This window comes from uncultured Brachyspira sp. (assembly GCF_944390595.1).
In the GTDB taxonomy this organism is placed as follows: Bacteria; Spirochaetota; Brachyspiria; order Brachyspirales; family Brachyspiraceae; genus Brachyspira.
The window spans coordinates 1-18,144 of the sequence record NZ_CALXRN010000032.1 but is presented as its reverse complement, the minus strand read 5'-3'; the positions used below and the strand labels follow the sequence as shown (position 1 = coordinate 18,144).

At 27.0% G+C, this 18,144-nt stretch carries 10 protein-coding genes and 1 pseudogene; 3 read left to right on the top strand and 8 right to left on the bottom strand.

Annotated features, from left to right (window positions below):
• Nucleotides 1-9: 9 nt before the first annotated feature.
• The 7 genes from uppP to Q0J90_RS01730 all read right to left on the bottom strand — a co-directional run bounded on the left by uppP (nucleotide 10) and on the right by Q0J90_RS01730 (nucleotide 11,006).
• The gene (gene uppP, locus Q0J90_RS01760) at nucleotides 10-819 is read right to left on the bottom strand and encodes an undecaprenyl-diphosphatase UppP (RefSeq protein WP_028329070.1); all 810 of its coding nucleotides are present in this window, start codon (nucleotides 817-819) and stop codon (nucleotides 10-12) included.
• A 143-nt stretch (nucleotides 820-962) separates the two neighbouring features.
• Nucleotides 963-1,688: a hypothetical protein gene (locus Q0J90_RS01755; protein WP_297276272.1), complete on the bottom strand. Its 726-nt coding sequence runs from the start codon at nucleotides 1,686-1,688 to the stop codon at nucleotides 963-965.
• 103 nt (nucleotides 1,689-1,791) lie between these two features.
• Nucleotides 1,792-8,721, bottom strand: a complete 6,930-nt coding sequence (locus Q0J90_RS01750) for an ABC transporter (RefSeq protein WP_297276271.1) — start codon at nucleotides 8,719-8,721, stop codon at nucleotides 1,792-1,794.
• 79 nt (nucleotides 8,722-8,800) lie between these two features.
• Nucleotides 8,801-9,133, bottom strand: a complete 333-nt coding sequence (locus Q0J90_RS01745) for an STAS domain-containing protein (RefSeq protein WP_297276270.1) — start codon at nucleotides 9,131-9,133, stop codon at nucleotides 8,801-8,803.
• Nucleotides 9,134-9,218: 85 nt separating this feature from the next.
• Nucleotides 9,219-9,734 (bottom strand): hypothetical protein, encoded by a 516-nt coding sequence (locus Q0J90_RS01740; RefSeq protein ID WP_297276269.1) that lies wholly within the window; start codon nucleotides 9,732-9,734, stop codon nucleotides 9,219-9,221.
• 13 nt (nucleotides 9,735-9,747) lie between these two features.
• Nucleotides 9,748-10,275: a hypothetical protein gene (locus Q0J90_RS01735; RefSeq protein ID WP_297276268.1), complete on the bottom strand. Its 528-nt coding sequence runs from the start codon at nucleotides 10,273-10,275 to the stop codon at nucleotides 9,748-9,750.
• A 143-nt stretch (nucleotides 10,276-10,418) separates the two neighbouring features.
• Entirely contained in the window at nucleotides 10,419-11,006 is a 588-nt protein-coding gene (locus Q0J90_RS01730) for a TetR-like C-terminal domain-containing protein (RefSeq protein WP_297276267.1), read from the bottom strand.
• A gap of 318 nt (nucleotides 11,007-11,324) precedes the next feature.
• On the opposite strand from Q0J90_RS01730, the pseudogene Q0J90_RS01725 reads away from it, so the two are divergent.
• The 3 genes and pseudogenes from Q0J90_RS01725 to uvrB all read left to right on the top strand — a co-directional run bounded on the left by Q0J90_RS01725 (nucleotide 11,325) and on the right by uvrB (nucleotide 17,859).
• A pseudogene (locus Q0J90_RS01725) lies at nucleotides 11,325-14,504 on the top strand (efflux RND transporter permease subunit).
• 596 nt (nucleotides 14,505-15,100) lie between these two features.
• Nucleotides 15,101-15,772 carry a hypothetical protein gene (locus Q0J90_RS01720; protein WP_297276266.1) on the top strand — a complete coding sequence of 224 codons (672 nt, stop codon included), beginning with the start codon at nucleotides 15,101-15,103 and terminating at the stop codon, nucleotides 15,770-15,772.
• Between the two features lie 35 nt (nucleotides 15,773-15,807).
• Nucleotides 15,808-17,859, top strand: a complete 2,052-nt coding sequence (gene uvrB / locus Q0J90_RS01715; RefSeq protein ID WP_297276265.1) for an excinuclease ABC subunit UvrB — start codon at nucleotides 15,808-15,810, stop codon at nucleotides 17,857-17,859.
• Between the two features lie 90 nt (nucleotides 17,860-17,949).
• Here uvrB and Q0J90_RS01710 read toward each other — a convergent pair.
• The coding region (locus tag Q0J90_RS01710; protein WP_297276264.1) for a TCP-1/cpn60 chaperonin family protein at nucleotides 17,950-18,144 on the bottom strand (195 nt) is incomplete at its 5' end.

Genomic DNA, 18,144 nt, shown 5'->3' with positions numbered 1-18,144 from the left:
ATACCTAAATCACACTTTTATAAAGTATAGAAAAACAGCTATTCCTACTATCATGCAGTAAAAACCAAAACAGAAAAGCTTACCTTTCTTCAAAAATACAAGTAAAAACTTCAATGCTATAATACCAAATACAAATGCTGTAATAAATCCTACTAAAGCATAAGTAAGGTTAAAATCAGCAATATCCTTTATAGAAAGAAGCAAAGCTCCAAATATAGCAGGAAGAGATATTAAAAATGAAAATCTCCCAGCCAAATCTCTGTTTAATCCTAAAAATAAAGCCGCACTTATAGTCATTCCAGATCTTGAAATACCAGGAAAAACTGCAACAGCCTGTGCTAAACCTATTACAAATGCATTATAATATGTCATTGTAAATATATTTTTTAAATCATTACTGTAAGTATTTTTATCCAATTTTCTAGTTAAAAGAAGTATACATCCTGTTATTATAAGATTAAGTCCTATCCTTTGTAATTCTAAATTGCTTAAATACTTTTCTAAAAGAAGACCAACTATAGCAACCGGAATAGATGCTATAATAACCATAAGCGATGTTCTAAATCCTTCATCATTTTTACTAGAATTTTTAACATCTTTTAAGCCTGTAAAAAAACCTGTTATAGCTTTTATAATATCTTTATGAAATATAAAACAAGTAGCTAAGAAAGTTCCAAAATGAAGTGCTACCTCGAATGATAATATATTCTCTGCATGAAAATTAAGAAAATGCTCAATTATTCTTAGATGTCCGGAACTTGATACTGGTAAAAATTCAGTTATAGCCTGCACCAAACCTAAAATTATCGCTTTAATCATTAAACTACCCCGTTTTGTTTACATAATACTATAATAATTCTCGGATAGTTTTAAAAAAGCAATAGAAAAAATTATGTCAACTTAATAAAAAATGACAGACCTAAATTTAAGCCTGCCATCGCGTTAATCAAACTTAAAAACAATTAATTATCAACAAAATAGAAACTTATTTGACCTCCTAAATCAACAGCTCCTAAATCATTTTTAGTAAATCTTGAGTCATTAATTTTTGGTCCGAAATCATATCCAGCATAAAATCCAATGCCCATAGCAGTATCATCGCTAAAGAAGAATAAATAATCTAAAGTAAGTTTAATATACGGTATTACAGAACTAGAATATTTGCCTTTTAAAGCACTTAAATTATAATAATAATTAGCATTTTCAAATTGACTATATGTAGTATTATAATTTTGCGTAGACTCTCCGCCTGCCAATGGAATTTTTACTCCAGCACCTATTCCTATAAAAAAGTTAGCTATATTAAATTTAGGCAAAATACCGATAACCAAGCTATCAAAATAATATGATGTATTAACTGACTGATATGCTCCTCCAGTACCTGCTGCTTTACTTTCTTTATATGAATAAACATCTCTATGATAAGCTATATCTAATGCTACAGAAAACCCCATATAATCATCAAACCCAGAATAAATACCAGGTGTTATTCCTATACCCCATTCAAAGCCGGCACCTGATGTTAATTTGCCGTCATTATTATTAACTCCTAATCTATAATCCTGATAGCTCTGTGAAATAGATGCCCCAAGCGGTATATAAAAACCTATTCCTGCATTAAAATCTGCAAAAAGATTTGATATTTGGGTTAAAAAAATTATACTGATTATAATAGATATCTTTTTCATAATATCCCCCGTATTCATTTGTTATACTTATATTATAATATATTGTAAACAAAATGTCAAGAAAAAGTAAATAATTTTTACTAAAAAATACACAATGTAAAAATTATTTATCTCTTGGAATTCCGGGCAATATATAATCAAATAAGGAATAATTAGCCACATAAAGGATATTTCTATCGCCTGTATTTATAGTATTAATAGGAACTCTATTAGTTTTTATAAATCTATAAGCATCTATTATTCCATCTCCAAAGTTATTATATAGATATTTCATAACTGTATAATAATCGCCTGAACTATTGGTTGTGTAAGTAAACATAAGTTTAGTTTCACTTCTTGCTCTTAAATATCCAAAAATATCTGCATTTCTAGCAGGAGATAAGAATAAATCCATATCATTAAAAGGCTTATTTCTATTAGTATCTATACCTATATAATGAGTTAATGCAATATTTCCTTTAGGTTTGTTAAAGGATTTAACTGCTGCTGTTTCTAATGAAGTATAGAAATTAGTTCCAACATTCAATTTAACAGTAGGGTTTCCAATATTTAAAATATAGCTAGGAGAATATTTAAACTCTCTTATTTTTATTACATCATTGTTTTTAAAAGCATTCAAATATGCAAAAGGAACAGTAAATAAATTTGCATAAGAACCTGTTATATAAATTCTCTCTACCCTTTGAGAATCTTTAATTATATCTGATGACAGCATTCCGCCCTCAATAGATTTTAATGCATTTCTTCTATCCCTTGCTTTTGAAGCATTAGTAAAGCTTTCTAAATAGCTGCCTAATTTTTTCATATCAATTAAATTAGCTTTCTTGACTTCAGAATCGCCTACAACATAACTATAAGCAACATATTTATTATTCTCATAGGCATAGAATATAAACATTGTATTAGTATTCTCATTAGAAAATATTTCATAAGCATTTTCTATATTATTATTAAAGTCACTCCCAGGAACTCTTATTTTATTTAATAGACCGTATATATAGGCCGAATTAGTTTTATATAATGAATAGAATCTATCGGCAAAGGATGATACAGTTTCTGTTTCAAATATATATTGATTTCCATAAATATAATTCATTGTTCTGAATATATCATTTTCATTACTAACTTGATTATCTAATATTGTATTTGCAACAGTTAATATTTCATTAGTATTTTTCATTCTGCTCAATAAATTAGTTACCGTATCAATAGGTGTCTTAGCATATATTAAATCATATAGAACTGCAACTTCAAGAATTTTATCTTTATTATCTCCATCAACTTTATTTGCTATATAATTTAAATATCTTACATTCTCTTTTGCATCGTCTCTGGCTTTCAAGAATCTTGATAAAGTTCTAGGAGTAAAATATTCATCAATCAAATCATAATTATTATTAGTATATAAATATATAAAATGCAATGCTCTGTTTGCTCCTTTAACAGCACCTTCCTCTCCCATTCTTCTATAAACAGGAAGCATTGATTTAATAAATTTATAAGCATTTGAATCACTTATATTACTATATGAACTAGCAAAGAATTTATATCCTTCTTCAGAAAATATGTATGCTGTGTTTGTATCTTTTGCATTATATCTGTCTTCAACAATCTTAGCATAATTAAACATTTTCTCATCATCACTTTGAGAATATGCTATAACATTTGACATCATAGAAATAGAAGGATTAGCATTATTATCATAAGATGTATAAAGTCTTGTCTTAAATTCATAAGCTGCATTAGATAATGATGACATACTGTAATCCGGCTTGCCATATATAGTAAATAAATTATTATCATATCCTTTCATTGTTTCTTCTAATGAATTAGTTGATAATCTTCTAAAATAATTTGTATAGAACATCATTCTAGAATCTTTGCCGCTATTACCAACAACTAAAGCTATATTATTAATATTTCTCAAAACTCTTCTATTTTTATCAAATGTTTCCTTATCGCTGTATACAATATAAAGATTTTTACTCATAACATTTGATATATCAGAAGCACTTGCACCTGTTATATCAACAACTAAAGGAACATAAGAATTTGTAACTATATCTTTAAGTTCTATAAATTTAAAATTACCTCTTCTTCTCCTTCTATTCGTAGATACAGAATCATTTGAGGATATAGTATTAGTATCACTATTATAGGCTACATTCATAGCTAAATTATTAGTATTATAACTATAAGTATTATTTGTAGAGTTAGTATTGCTTGACATACTCATAGTATTTATTTCTTTTTCAGCATTTCTTCCCGTTCTAAAGAACGAAATTAATTTAGTATCTATATATGCAGTTTTAGGAGGAAGCATATACTCTGTAGAATCATAAAGCTCCCTTACAAAAATATTTCTATTGCTTATACTGATAGGTCTGAATCCTATATGAGTAACATAATTTTTTGTCTTAGGCATAGCATTGCTTTGTATATAGAATGAAGTTTTTCCATTTTCTCTTACAAATCTATATCCTAAATAAGTATCCCAAATTAGAGTTTCATCTTTACGCATAGATCTATCAATATCTTCAGGCTTAACATCGCATATAACTATTGATTCTATAGGAGTACCGGAAAATTGTGATACAGCCTCTTTTTCATAATTCAAAATTTCTTTGAGCATTGCTGACTCTGTTTTACTATCATAAGGAGTTGCAACAGCATTTAAATATCTTTGATATGAATAAAGAGCTTTTTCATAAAGTTTATAGTATTCTCTTAAATAATAATTATTCTCTCCTAATGTATAAAGTCTTCTATCCAAAAACTTTCTTCTCATATCAATAGCGTCAAACATAGCAAGTATGTTCAAACTTGCATCCGGATATTTATCCTGAAGGAATTCTATAACTTTATATTTTGCTTGTCTTAATATAAAATTATTTCCTTCAACAAAAGTTATCATGAATACGCTTTCTCTAATTCTTTGAAGTATTCTAAATACATACTGCACAGGATAATCTAAACTATCAGGATATCTGTCTCTATATTTAGAGCTAAAATCAATCAATGTCGTAAGAATAGCTATTTCTTCAACAGCAAAAGCAGAAACCTGTGCCTTTGAGAATGCTGACATATATTCTCTTGCTGCCTCTTCAATATAACCCGCAAGCTCATAGGCCTTTGCTAAATTATATCTTATTATTATTTCTGTTTTCAAATCAACAGGAAAATTAGAGTTTGAGGAAAGAATATATTTATATCTGTCAATTGCATCTTTAAGCATTGATAATCTTTGTATATTTATGTCATAATCTGTCATATCTGTAGGATCATCATTTCTCTTTCTATTATATTCTATACTATTATCCGCTGTAAGTTTAAATGCCATTATATATTTAAATGCTGCTATATGAGAATATAACAATAATCTATCTTTTGTACTTACAGCATTATTAGTTGACAATATTTGAAGAGTTTTTGTAGTATTAAAAAGCTCTATAAAAAATTCTCTTCTAATAGAAGTTAAATCATTTTCTGATAAATATCTTAAATATAAAGATGATAAACTAAGATAATTCTTAGCATCATTTTCAGCATTTTGATACTGCAGACTAGGATTATTTGCAAGTGTTTTTTCATCCAAAGTTTTTTTATACTCTTCTATAGAAGCCTTGAAAGACATAATAGAATTTGACTGTTCACCCTGCTGATAATATAAATAACCTTCATTATTGTAATATGTAGCGAGCATCAAAGGCTGAATAGATTTTTTAGGCTTATCTTTAATAATATAATTTCTATAAGAAGATAAAGCCTCTCTTGCTTCAGAATATCTGCCCATCTTCTCATACAATTCCTGGTATATAGAATAAAGCATCTGCTGTTTATCAACATTCAAAGGCTCTCCAGGTATATATCCTCCTAAAGATGCCAAACCCAAATTTATTATATTAATATTAGCACCATAAAAAGTTATACTCAAATAATTAGGAGTATATAAAGAAGAATCTAAACTATCAATTTTAGCTTTTACATTATCACAATACATTAATGCATTATTATAATCTTCTAATTTTAAATAACATGCCGCAAGCAATAGCTGATTAAGTTCATTTTTATCAACATCGTTTTGTGTAAGCTTATCTCTCTCTAATAGGGATTCTACAGCTTTTTTATAATCTTCCTGCTCTATTGCTGCTATTGAAGTATATCCTACTATTTTATAAACAGACTCTTTATCACCCAATTTTTCAAATAATTTACGTGCCAATTCATATTCTTTATAAGCTCCATTTACATCATTATTCATCCAAAGCGAATAACCATGGAAGAAATGATACCAAGCCATACTTTTATCGCTTCCAGCTTGTCTAATTAATTTTTCTGCCTCTTTATATTCATTAGCAGCATCCGAATATCTGCCGTTTATTAAATATGAGTTAGCAAGCATTAGAGAAACCACATTAGGCTTAGTTCTAACCTTACTTTTAGCCATTATAAGAGAATCTATTATTTCAGAATCTAAATTAGCGGTTTGAAATGCCAGCATGTTATAACCCATATATTTATCATTAGTCACAGCATCATCTTTATATGCCGGTACAAGTTCTATTACACTCTTATATGTTTTCTGATCCTGTAAAACCTGCATTTTCAATGCTTGTGCAAATGTCAGCATCTCCGCTTTTTTTATATAATAATCTTCATTATCCGGATATAAGAATATTGCAAAATCAATATATGATTTAGCCTTATCAACTATAGCATTAAAAGACTTGTTCAAATACAAATAAAAACCATCTTCTCTTTTCTTCTCACTTAAAACGTATCTATCAGGACTATATTGTTTTCCTATAGCCATAGAATAATATCTATTAGCTAAATAATAATAGGCATTAGCAAGCTCAGCATTTGCTTCATGATCCGAATACCTTGTAGATATGATATTTTTTTCTCTTTCGGCAATAGTCTTTTCAAGAGAATCTATAGTACTATATGCTCTAAGTCCGCTTTCTATTAATTTTGATGATGAAGAAGCATCATTAGGATTATATTTTAATACTTCCTGATAATTATCATAAGCAACAGCATATCTTCCTTCATTATACGCACTATCTGCTAATGACTTATAATAATTAGCTAAAATAATTTTACATTCATTAGCTTCAGATGTGAAATTGAAATTATTTCCTCCTGAAGTTAAAGCATTCTTAAACAAAGCATAAGAACCATCATCTTTTTGTGCCAAAAGAACTTTAGCATTTGCATAATATCCTAAAGCATGCATTATATCATTTCTGGATTCAATATAAGGTTTAAATAAATTTGTAGCATCATTATAGTTTCTTGAAAGTATTAAACTATCTAAATATTTTAGTCTTGCTGCAACTGATAATGGAGCATAAGGATGTGCATTAGTTAATATAGAATCATAAGGAATTTTTGTATCTTTTATAAAATCTTTAGCTATCTCTAACCTTTCAGAAAATATTAAATCTTTTCTTCTATAAGGATTATTATAAATATTTTCATTAAGATGATATTTATAGCCATTACCTTCAGCAGAACGTGAATATAACTTAGCTATAAGCATGTATAAATCTTTTTGATTGTTTAATGTCATAATATTGCTTAAAATAGTTAATGTACTTGCATTTCTATTATTAGCTTTATATTTTTCATTTGCTGATATATATCCAGCCCAAGAAACAAAATTAACAATCTCGTCACTGCTGTTATTAGTTAAAAAGTACTCATTAGTATAATATTTTATATCAAGCCAATTATCATTAGTATTAAAATTCCTATTTATCCTAGATGCTAAAAATCCCGCAAAAGTTTCCTGATATTCATCTGTTAATACTTTTATTGCTTTATTATATTCGGTAGTATTTGTATTTGTATATGATGATATCATTATATTAAAATATGCTTTAGCTACACTGCTTTGATCATCATAAAAAGGAAAATATTCTGAGAATCTATCTATAACATCAAGTTTTCTTTCATAAGGAAGCTCGGTAAATGTGCTATACATAGTATTAGCATTAGCATCTTTTATAAAATACTCTTTTGTAGAACCCATTGTTACTATACTTGTAGATCCTTCACTTACAACATAAGCACCTACTAAGCTGGAAGGATACGCTACATTAAAAGTACTCAATTTTGTATCTTCATCCAATACATAATACTGATGAGTTGATAAAGAATATGACATCAGACGTCTTTTATCATAATAAGTTAAATTACCGTCTCTGTCTGAATCTCTTTCTATTTCAAAAAATATTATTGTATCATCATTATAAAATGTAGGGTTAAATTTGAATGTTTTAGTATCAGTAAGAATAGTTAAATTTGTTTCTGCATTAGTGTCAGCATTTAAATCTAAAACAACTAACTGAGAATATTTCTCTCCTATTTTTGAAGTTATAAAAGCTATTTTACTATCATCAAAAGAAAAAGCCGGAGAACTTGCCTCTATATCTGAAAGTTTTTTTAACTCTTTACCATTAGCTCTCATGGTAAATAACTTTTTAGTTCCAGCATCTCTATCTGATACAAAAGCTATAAGATTTCCCTTATGTGAAATTACAGGGTCTTCATCATAACCTTTATAATCTGTAAGCCTTACAATATTTTGTTCTAAATTTTCTAAATTATTTTTTGAAGTTCTTACACCAAAAATATTTACTAGTTTATAAAGATAAATATCTCCGAAAGCATCATCTCTAGTAGAAGAGAATACTAAATATTTAGATTTGTCATCAATAGAAACAGAAGTATCTATACCAGGACTTCTAGTAAGTCTGTAATCTTCAAGAGTATACGAATCTACTGCAAAAATGTCAGTATTTCCGGCATTTTCTCTTGTATAATATATCCAAGTACCTTCTCTATCTATTACAGCATCCAAAGCCGGATTAGACTCTCCGGATGTAAGAGAATATCTTTTATACTCTCTTAAAAATGGTCTGCTGCTGAATACATAGTCCGAATTCTTTTGACTTGATGCACATGCAAATAGTACAAAAGAAATCAAAATCAAAATTTTAAATTCTACAAAATTTACTATCTTCATAAAATATTCTAATATTAGTATTTTTTTATATATTTTTATATTATACAAAAAAATACTAATAAAGCAATATTATAAAAAATTAAAATGCATTTAAAGCATCATCTACAGATTCATAAACTTCAAATAAATCTTCTAGCTCTACAGTTTTTAATATTTTTTTAATAATATCTGGAACACAAGCTAATACTAATTTACCGTCTTTTGATTTTATTTTTCTCATTATAGAAATGAATACTCTAATTCCGCTGGAACTTAAATATTCAACACCTGATAATTCTAATATTAATTTATTAGAACCTGATTCAACTAATTGTTCTAATTCTGTTTCTATAGAAATAGATAAATTAACGTCTAACTTTCCTTCTAATCTAATTATTTTAGCTTTACCTTTATCTTCTATATTTAAACTCATATTATACTCCTTCTTCATAATTATAACTTTGAAAATTATAACAAATAAAAATGTTTAAGTCAATATAAAAGATAAATGAATTGATTTATGATAATACCCCAATCATTGCTTTTTTTTCCCAATTTATATCATTATACTGAGGAGAAGGAAAAGTATTCCATTTGATATTTTTTTTAGCTACCCAAACTTCTTTAGACTGAAAAACACCATTAAGTTCCATCCAATTATGAAGTTTATCATAATAAGATGATTTATAAGCATAGGTATAATATAACTTATTATTTTCAACAATATATCCTTCCATAAAAGCAGCTTTTATAGAAGGATAACCAGAAAAAATTAACATAAATTTATTCAAATAATCTGTATTACTATATACAGCCATATTATTATATTTAGCTTTAATAAATATTAATTTCTTTTTATTATCTATTATAAGCTCTGCATCATCTTTAAATAAATAATGTTTATCAGCATTGACAACTCTATTTCTTACAAGCTTTACCCATTCATTATCATAAGATACAACTTTCTTATTACTTATAAATAATAAAACTACAAGAAGCAATATAATAGATAAAATAATAAAAACATATTGCATTTACGTTTTTTAATTAATATAACTCTCCGGCATATTCTCCCTCTGCCCAATTAACATCTTCAGGCTGAGGTACTGGATAAGAATCCCAATCTGCATTAGTATTTGCAACCCATCTCTCATTAGTAAAAATAGAATTAGCCTTTTTCCATGTATCTAATTTACCTTGATAACTTCTTATATATTTAGAATATCTCATAACTTTACCGTCTTCAATAGAATAACCTTCTACTAAATTAACACCTAAAGCAGGAGCGTTATCATAGAACATAGATATAGGAACTTGATGAGAATAATAGGCATGTGAATCAGATCTTGCACCTAAAAATTTATACATTTTCACAAGCATTATAGGAGTTCTTCCAGAAATTAATTCCAAATCTCCTCCAGGTCTTCCCTCATATAAAGCTCCTTTCATATCTATTGTTTTCTTAAAAACAAAATTAACCCAATTTTTTGAATAGTCGCTTTCTTTAGTGATATTTTGAGCATTCAATAAATGAAATGATAATATAAAAGATATAAATAATATTATTTTCTTCATAATGTGGTATTCTCCTTTTTACAAATATACCTAGTTTATTAAATCAAATTAAATAATATAAATGTAAAATAATTATTATAATCTTTTTATATTATCGACAAATTTCATACAATATAGATATCTTAATTTAAACTGACTAATAATTATTCAGCAAAAACTCTTTGCATTATTATATCTGATATATACACAGCCAAATCTTCAACAGATATAAAACAATCATTTAAAATCCAATCTGTAAGAACCGATATGAAAGCTCCTGAATAAAAACTGCCCATTATTCTCATAACGTTTTCTTTATCAGGACGTATAGTTTTGAAATCTTTTATACCCTCTATAACATAAGAAGCTAAATATTCTCTTAAAATTTTAGTAATACTGCCGTCTTTATTATTTTTAAATATTATTTTTAAATATTTTCTGTTTAAATAAAAATATTGAAGTATTTTTTCCATTATGTCCACATGAGAATCTTTTAATTTATTTTCTATTTTATATCTGTTCAAATCTTCTAAAAATTTAGCTTCATATTCATCTAATTTTGACTTTAATAGTTCATATTTATAATTGTAATAAGTATAAAAAGTGCTTCTATGCATATTAGCTTTTGCACATATATCTATTACTCTAATATCTTCAAAAGGTTTCTCTTCCAATAAGAGTCCTAAAGAATCTTCAAGTAATTTTTTAGTTTTTCTTACTCTTGCATTATTTTTATTTGAATCATTTTTCATATACAATGTTCCTATAAACTATAAACGAAAATATAATTAATTTTCAATACTACATCATATTATATTATAATCTTGTAAAATGTAAACTGTTAATATAACAATAATAAATGATAAATGAAAAAAAATTATATTATAATACTTATATAATCAACATTATAATATTTATGTCTATAAATTAGTAAAAAAACATACTAATTTACAAAAATATTATATAAAAACAATAACATAATATTTTTTTTAATAATAAGAGGTATAAATTCATACAAAAATTTATTATACTATTCTAATAGAAATAATTATTTAGAGATTTTTTATACTATGAAAAATTTAATATATTTTTTTGCTAACAATAGAATGCTTGTAAACATTATCATATTTGTTTCTATTATGTTAGGTTTATATTCATACTACAATATAGATAAAGAATCATTTCCATCTACTGATTTAGAATTAATGATTTTGCAGGTTGTATATCCTGGGGCATCTCCATTAGATGTTGAACAAAATGCCGTTATACAAATAGAAGACCAATTAAGGACTATATCAGGAATAGATGAATTTACATCGATAATAACAGAAAATGCTGCTATAATATTTGTACAATTGGATATGGAAATAGATACAAGTAAAGCTAAAGATGATATTTTTAGAAAAATGCAAAGCGTACCTGATATGGCAGAAGAAGTTGAAACAATAGAAATAACAGATATAAATCCAAAATTAACTCCAATATATAATATAGGTGTTCATTTTAAAAAAGGATATAATGGAGATGAAAAGATTTTATATGATTTCAGTAAAGAATTAGAAAGACAATTAAAATATGTAGACGGAGTTGCTGATATAAGAGTTCAGGGAAGAACAGATCCTGAAATAAAAATACTAGCAGACCCTAAAAAATTGCAGGAATATTATATATCTCTTACAGACATAGTAAATTCTCTTTCTGCAAGGAATATAAGAGCAACAAGCGGTGATTTTAAAAAACCTCTATACATGGATTTAGAGGAAAATGAAGAAGAAAAAACTGTCGTTACAATGGGACAATTTGATGATCCTATTGAAGCCACGAATGTTGTGGTACGTTCTACTTTTAATGGACAAAGAGTAAGAATACAAGATTTGGCAAAAGTAGATAGAAGTTTTGTTGAAAAATCTATTTATGTAAGAATAAACAGCGTAGAAGGATATTCATTAAACATATTAAAAAAAGAAAATGCCGATATAGTTAAAACCACAGAAAACATAAATGAATTTTTAAAAAATAATAAAAATCTAATACCGGAAAATGTAGAAGTTACCACTATGGGAGAGACTTCAAGAATGGTATTAGCATTAACTAATGTAGCTACAAGCAATTTAATATTCGGATTTATAATAATATTAATAGTTCTAATAATATTTTTAGATTTCAAAAGTGCATTATTCACAAGCATAGGAATGATAGTTGTAATATTTATAACATTTTCATATATTCATTTTTCTGAATTAACATTTAATATAATATCTCTTGCTGGTATAATTACTGTTATAGGAATGGTTGTTGATAATAGTATTGTAGTATGCGAAAACATATATGATTTTCAAAAATCAGGTAAAACAGGATTAGAAGGAACTGTTGAAGCAGTAAGAGATGTTGTAAGTCCTATAATGGTTGCTACAATGACTACTGTTGTTGCTTTTATACCAATGCTTTTAACTAAAGATGTTGTAGGCAAATTAATTGCACCTTTTCCTAAAGTTGTAGTTGCTGCTTTGCTTGCTAGTTTGTTTCAAGCAATATTTATTCTTCCTAATAATTTGCAGGACAAAACAAAGAAAAAATCAAAATTTAATTTTTTCAAAAATATTAAAAATCCGTTAGATTTCGATAAAGAAAAACTTTTTAATGCAATGAAAAATCCTTTTAATAAGGCATTAAAAATATTATTAAAATTCAGATATTTAGTTGTTTTATTTTTCGTAGTTCTTTTAATATTTTCATTTTTTTTGGCTAAAGAAAGTCTGCAGAAATTCATACTTATATATGATACAAGCTCAGATAGCATAATGATAAATATTGACTCTGGAATAGGAAATTCTATCAAAAATACAATGAAATACGTTGAGCAAATAGAAAATATAATATACAAATCAGTTGATCCTGAGAACTTAATTGCAGTTAATAGTGTGGTAGGAAAACAAGTGAATCAAAATATAGTTGATATTTCAGAGGAATCTGTAAATCTTGCTGGCATAACAGTTTATCTAATACCATCAACAGAAAGAAAAAAAACAGCATACGATATAATGGATGATATAAATGCAGAGATAGAAAAAACAAGTTTAAGAAAAGAATTAGATGCTTTAATGGTATCTGTTAAACTTCCAATGGATCCTGGAAAAGCAGTAGATATAAAAATAGTAGGAAATGATATAGAAAAAACTAGAAAAGTTAGAGATGAAGTAAAAGCTTATTTACTTAGCTTAGACGGGGTAATAAATTATTATGATGATGATAAAATAGGAAAAGATGAATTAAGAGTTATATTCAATTATGATGAAATAGCACAATTAGGAATGAATGTTGCCAATGTTGCAAACGAATTAAGAACTGCATACAGCGGAACAGTTGCTACATATATTCAGGAACTAGATTACAAATTAGATTTTAGAGTGCAGCTCGACAGAGATTATATATTTGACACTAATGTATTGAATAATCTAGTTATACCAAATACATACAATAGACTTTTATATTTAAAAAATGTTGCGGATATAATCAATACAAACGGAGTATCTGCTATAAGACACTATAACGGATAAAGGTGTATAACCATAACAGCCGATTTAATTCAAGGTAAAAATACATCAATACAAGTTATGTTTGCAATACAAAATAAATTTAAAGATATCAGCCAAAGATATCCTGGTATAATAATAGGTTTCGGAGGAGAAGCTGACCAAACTGTAGGAGCATTAGACGGACTTACAGCCACATTATTAATAGCTATAGTATTAATATACTTGATACTGTTACTGCAATTCAAGAAATTTATTCAGCCTTTAATGATAATGTTCTTGATACCATTTACATTAACTGGAGTATTTATAGCATTTTATATACATGGCATGCCTATGTCATTTATAGGATTTATAGGCATAGTCGGATTATGCGGAGTTCTTGTTAATGACGGAATAATAATGATAGACTTAATAAACAAAATAATAGAATCCGGAAAAACAAATCCTGATGCATTAAATAACCCTAAGAAATTTGCATTCAATTCAATAGTAGAAGGTGCAACTCAAAGACTTCTTCCAATATTTTTAACAACTATAACAACTGTCGGCGGACTTCTTCCTACAGTGTACGGTATAGGAGGACGTGCTGACCTGATAGTACCTATAGTTATGAGTTTGGCTTATGGTTTGATATTTTCTACACTTATAACTTTAATATTTTTACCATGCGTATTTATGATAGCCATAGATTTTAAATTAATAAAATTGAAATAAATCATATAAAAAGAATACATATTAATTTAATTTTTAATTCGTATAATAAAAATATTATGCCAATAGAGTATTGATTTCTTAATAAAAAATGGTTTATCTACAACTAAGCTTAAAAAACATACTATTTTAGAATAATTAGGTAAATGATATAAATACTCTATTAAATATACTAAACATAATATCAAGTATTATTTTTATAATTTAAAATTAAATAATTTTATATTCTAATTTTGCAATAAATTTATTATATACTAATTTAAGTAATATTGACAATTTATAATATTATAATATTATATTTTTTATAAAATTAAATATACAATATAATTTTGAAAAATATTATAATGGTAATGTTTTTATACTATGAATATCGTAATTATACACACTGGTTTTTCTAAATATGTAATTTACACACTAAAAAATTAAAAGAAACAAATAGAAATGCCAATATATTTTTAATATCAAATAGAGAATATAAAGAATATTCTAAATATTCAACTTTTGTAGATGTAGAAAAACTCAAAAAAGAAGAATCTATAATTTTTCAAAATAAATACATACATCTTGGTAAAAGCAATCCTAATTATGAAATGTTCTGTATGCAAAGATGGATTATTTTAAAAGATTTTATGAAAGAATATAATTTAACAGAATGCTTTCATATTGATAGTGATATATTACTTTTTTCTGATTTAAATGAAGCTTTAAAACCATTTATAAAATACGATATATCATTGGCACATAATTTAGCTTTAACTATGTATATAAGAGATATAAAAGTATTAGAAGAGTTTTCAAAGTATTTATTATTTAAATATACTGATGAAAAAGAAATAAATAAATTAAAAAGTATGTATTATGACGATCCCAACAGAGTAAATAATGGTATTGCAGGAAGTATTTCAGATATGGATATTTCAAGAGAATTTTTTTCACATACAAATTTTAAAGTAGGAAATTTATCAGAAATAGAAAATGATTCAATATTTGATTCTTCTATTGTTTATGGAGCACCTCAATTTGAAATGCTGAAAAAAGGTAAATATGAAATGAAGAAAATATTCTTTGAAAATAATATTCCATTTTGCGATTACCATAATGATAATATAAATAAAAAAATAAGATTTCATTCATTACATTTTATTGTATGGTCTAAATTATACATAAAAAGACTTTATTTAAATAAAGATTTAAACTTTAATCCTTATTATATAAATCTATACAGAGAATTTAATGTTTTCAAATCTAAATTGAAAAATTTTTTCAAATAATTTACTAAATATATAAAATATAGTATAATTATTATATGAATTTTAAAATAGAATCAAATTTCAAACCTTCAGGCGACCAAGTAACAGCTATAGAATCTCTAGTAAAAGGACTTGAAAATAAAAATAAATATCAAACTCTTTTGGGAGTTACAGCAAGCGGAAAAACTTTCACTATAGCTAATGTTATAGAAAAAGCAAACCGCCCTACTCTAGTAATGTCGCATAACAAAACCTTAGCGGCTCAGCTTTACAGAGAGCTTAAAGATTTTTTTCCCAATAATGCTGTTGAATACTTCGTTTCATACTACGATTATTATCAGCCCGAAGCTTATGTTCCTGCAAAGGATTTATATATCGATAAAGATGCCTCTGTTAATGATGAAATTGATAGATTAAGACTTAAAGCAACTACATCATTACTTGAAAGAAGAGATGTTATAATAGTAGCTTCTGTTTCATGTATATACGGCTTGGGTTCTCCTGAAGATTACAGAAAATTATATATTTCAATAGAAAAAAACGGCGAATATGACAGAGATGAAATAATTGAAAAATTGGTTTCAATACAATATGAACGCGTAAAAGATGTACTTGAAAGGGCGAGATTTAAAGTAATAGGCGATACTTTAGAAATAATGAGTGCTTATTCTGATGAAGTTATAAGAGTTGAATTTTTCGGTGATACTGTTGAACGTATAATGAAAATAAATCCTATAACAAGACAAAAATTAGCAGAGCAGGACAGAGTTGTTATATATCCGGCAAAGCACTTCGTTACAGGAGGAGATAAATTAGCGGCCGGAATAAAATTAATAGAAGAAGAACTTGAAGAGCAGTATAATAAATTCAAATCAGAAGGTAAACTTGTAGAAGCAGAACGCATATACGGAAGAACAAAATATGATTTAGAAATGCTTAGAGAAGTAGGATACTGTGCCGGAATAGAAAATTATTCACGCCCATTATCAGGAAGAAAAGAAGGAGACAGACCTGCTTGTTTGATAGACTATTTTCCTGAAGACTTTTTAACTATAATAGATGAATCGCATGTAAGTGTGCCTCAGATTAGAGGAATGTTTTTCGGAGACAGAAGCAGAAAAGAAACTTTAGTAAAGTACGGCTTCAGACTTCCTTCAGCACTTGACAACAGGCCATTATTTTTTGAAGAATTTGAAAAACTAACCAATGACACTATATATATTAGCGCCACTCCTGCAGAATATGAATTAAAGAAAAGCAGTCAGGTTGTAGAGCAGATAATTCGTCCTACAGGATTGCTTGATCCAATTATAGAAGTATACCCTATTGACGGACAAATAGACCGAATACTTGAAGAAATAAAAAAGACTGTATCAAACAATGAAAGAATATTTATAACAACTCTTACTAAAAAAATGGCTGAGGATTTAACAAAATATTTAAATGAAAACGGAGTTAGAACACGTTATCTTCATTCTGATATTCAAACAGTTGAACGTGTAGAGATAATAAGAGATTTAAGACTTGGTGCTTTCGATGTACTTGTAGGTATTAACTTGCTTAGAGAGGGACTTGATGTACCTGAGGTATCATTAATATTAATACTTGATGCTGATAAAACAGGTTTTTTAAGGAACACCACTACCCTAATACAAACTATTGGACGTGCGGCAAGAAACGCTAACGGAAGAGTTATAATGTTTGCAGATACTATAAGCGATGCTATGAGGGTTGCTATAGATGAAACAGAAAGAAGAAGAAATATACAAATGGAGTACAACAAAGAACATAATATCACTCCTAAAACAATTATTAAAAAGATACAGGATATAATTGAACGCGAAGAAAAAGTTGAAACATCTTATGAACTTCATTTTGATTTCAGACGCTTCAATGAAAGAGTAAAAATCGACCCAGAGCAGAAAAGCGATGATTATATAAAAGAGCTTGAAAAAGAAATGAAAAAAGCTTCTGACAGTTTAGAGTTTGAAAAGGCTATTGAAATAAGAGAGAAAATAAATCAATTAAAACAATTAAAACCTCAAAAGAAAAATGTTCATAAAAACATAACTTCCAAAAATCCTAATGGAAAACAACGTAAAAAGTAATTCTTAGTAAAAATAAAAGCCCCAGTAATAATACTGAGGCTTTTTTATTTATATTATAATTTTTTATTCTAATATAAAACAGGCTATTTATTAATACATACCGCCCATTCCGCCGCCAGGCATTGGAGGCATTGGTTTTTCAGGTTCAGGTATATCTGTAATAATAACTTCAGCAGTTAATACTTGACTGGCAATAGAAGCAGCATTTTGTAAAGCACTTCTTGAAACTTTAGCAGGATCAATAATACCAGCTTTTAACATATCAACCCATTCATTAGTAAGAGC

What these genes read in the sequence shown, in the direction of transcription:
- uppP (WP_028329070.1), bottom strand. Translation starts at nt 819, where the DNA reads ATGATTAAAGCGATAATTTTAGGTTTGGTGCAGGCTATAACTGAATTT.
- Q0J90_RS01755 (WP_297276272.1), bottom strand. Translation starts at nt 1,688, where the DNA reads ATGAAAAAGATATCTATTATAATCAGTATAATTTTTTTAACCCAAATA.
- Q0J90_RS01750 (WP_297276271.1), bottom strand. Translation starts at nt 8,721, where the DNA reads ATGAAGATAGTAAATTTTGTAGAATTTAAAATTTTGATTTTGATTTCT.
- Q0J90_RS01745 (WP_297276270.1), bottom strand. Translation starts at nt 9,133, where the DNA reads ATGAGTTTAAATATAGAAGATAAAGGTAAAGCTAAAATAATTAGATTA.
- Q0J90_RS01740 (WP_297276269.1), bottom strand. Translation starts at nt 9,734, where the DNA reads ATGCAATATGTTTTTATTATTTTATCTATTATATTGCTTCTTGTAGTT.
- Q0J90_RS01735 (WP_297276268.1), bottom strand. Translation starts at nt 10,275, where the DNA reads ATGAAGAAAATAATATTATTTATATCTTTTATATTATCATTTCATTTA.
- Q0J90_RS01730 (WP_297276267.1), bottom strand. Translation starts at nt 11,006, where the DNA reads ATGAAAAATGATTCAAATAAAAATAATGCAAGAGTAAGAAAAACTAAA.
- Q0J90_RS01720 (WP_297276266.1), top strand. Translation starts at nt 15,101, where the DNA reads ATGCAAAGATGGATTATTTTAAAAGATTTTATGAAAGAATATAATTTA.
- uvrB (WP_297276265.1), top strand. Translation starts at nt 15,808, where the DNA reads ATGAATTTTAAAATAGAATCAAATTTCAAACCTTCAGGCGACCAAGTA.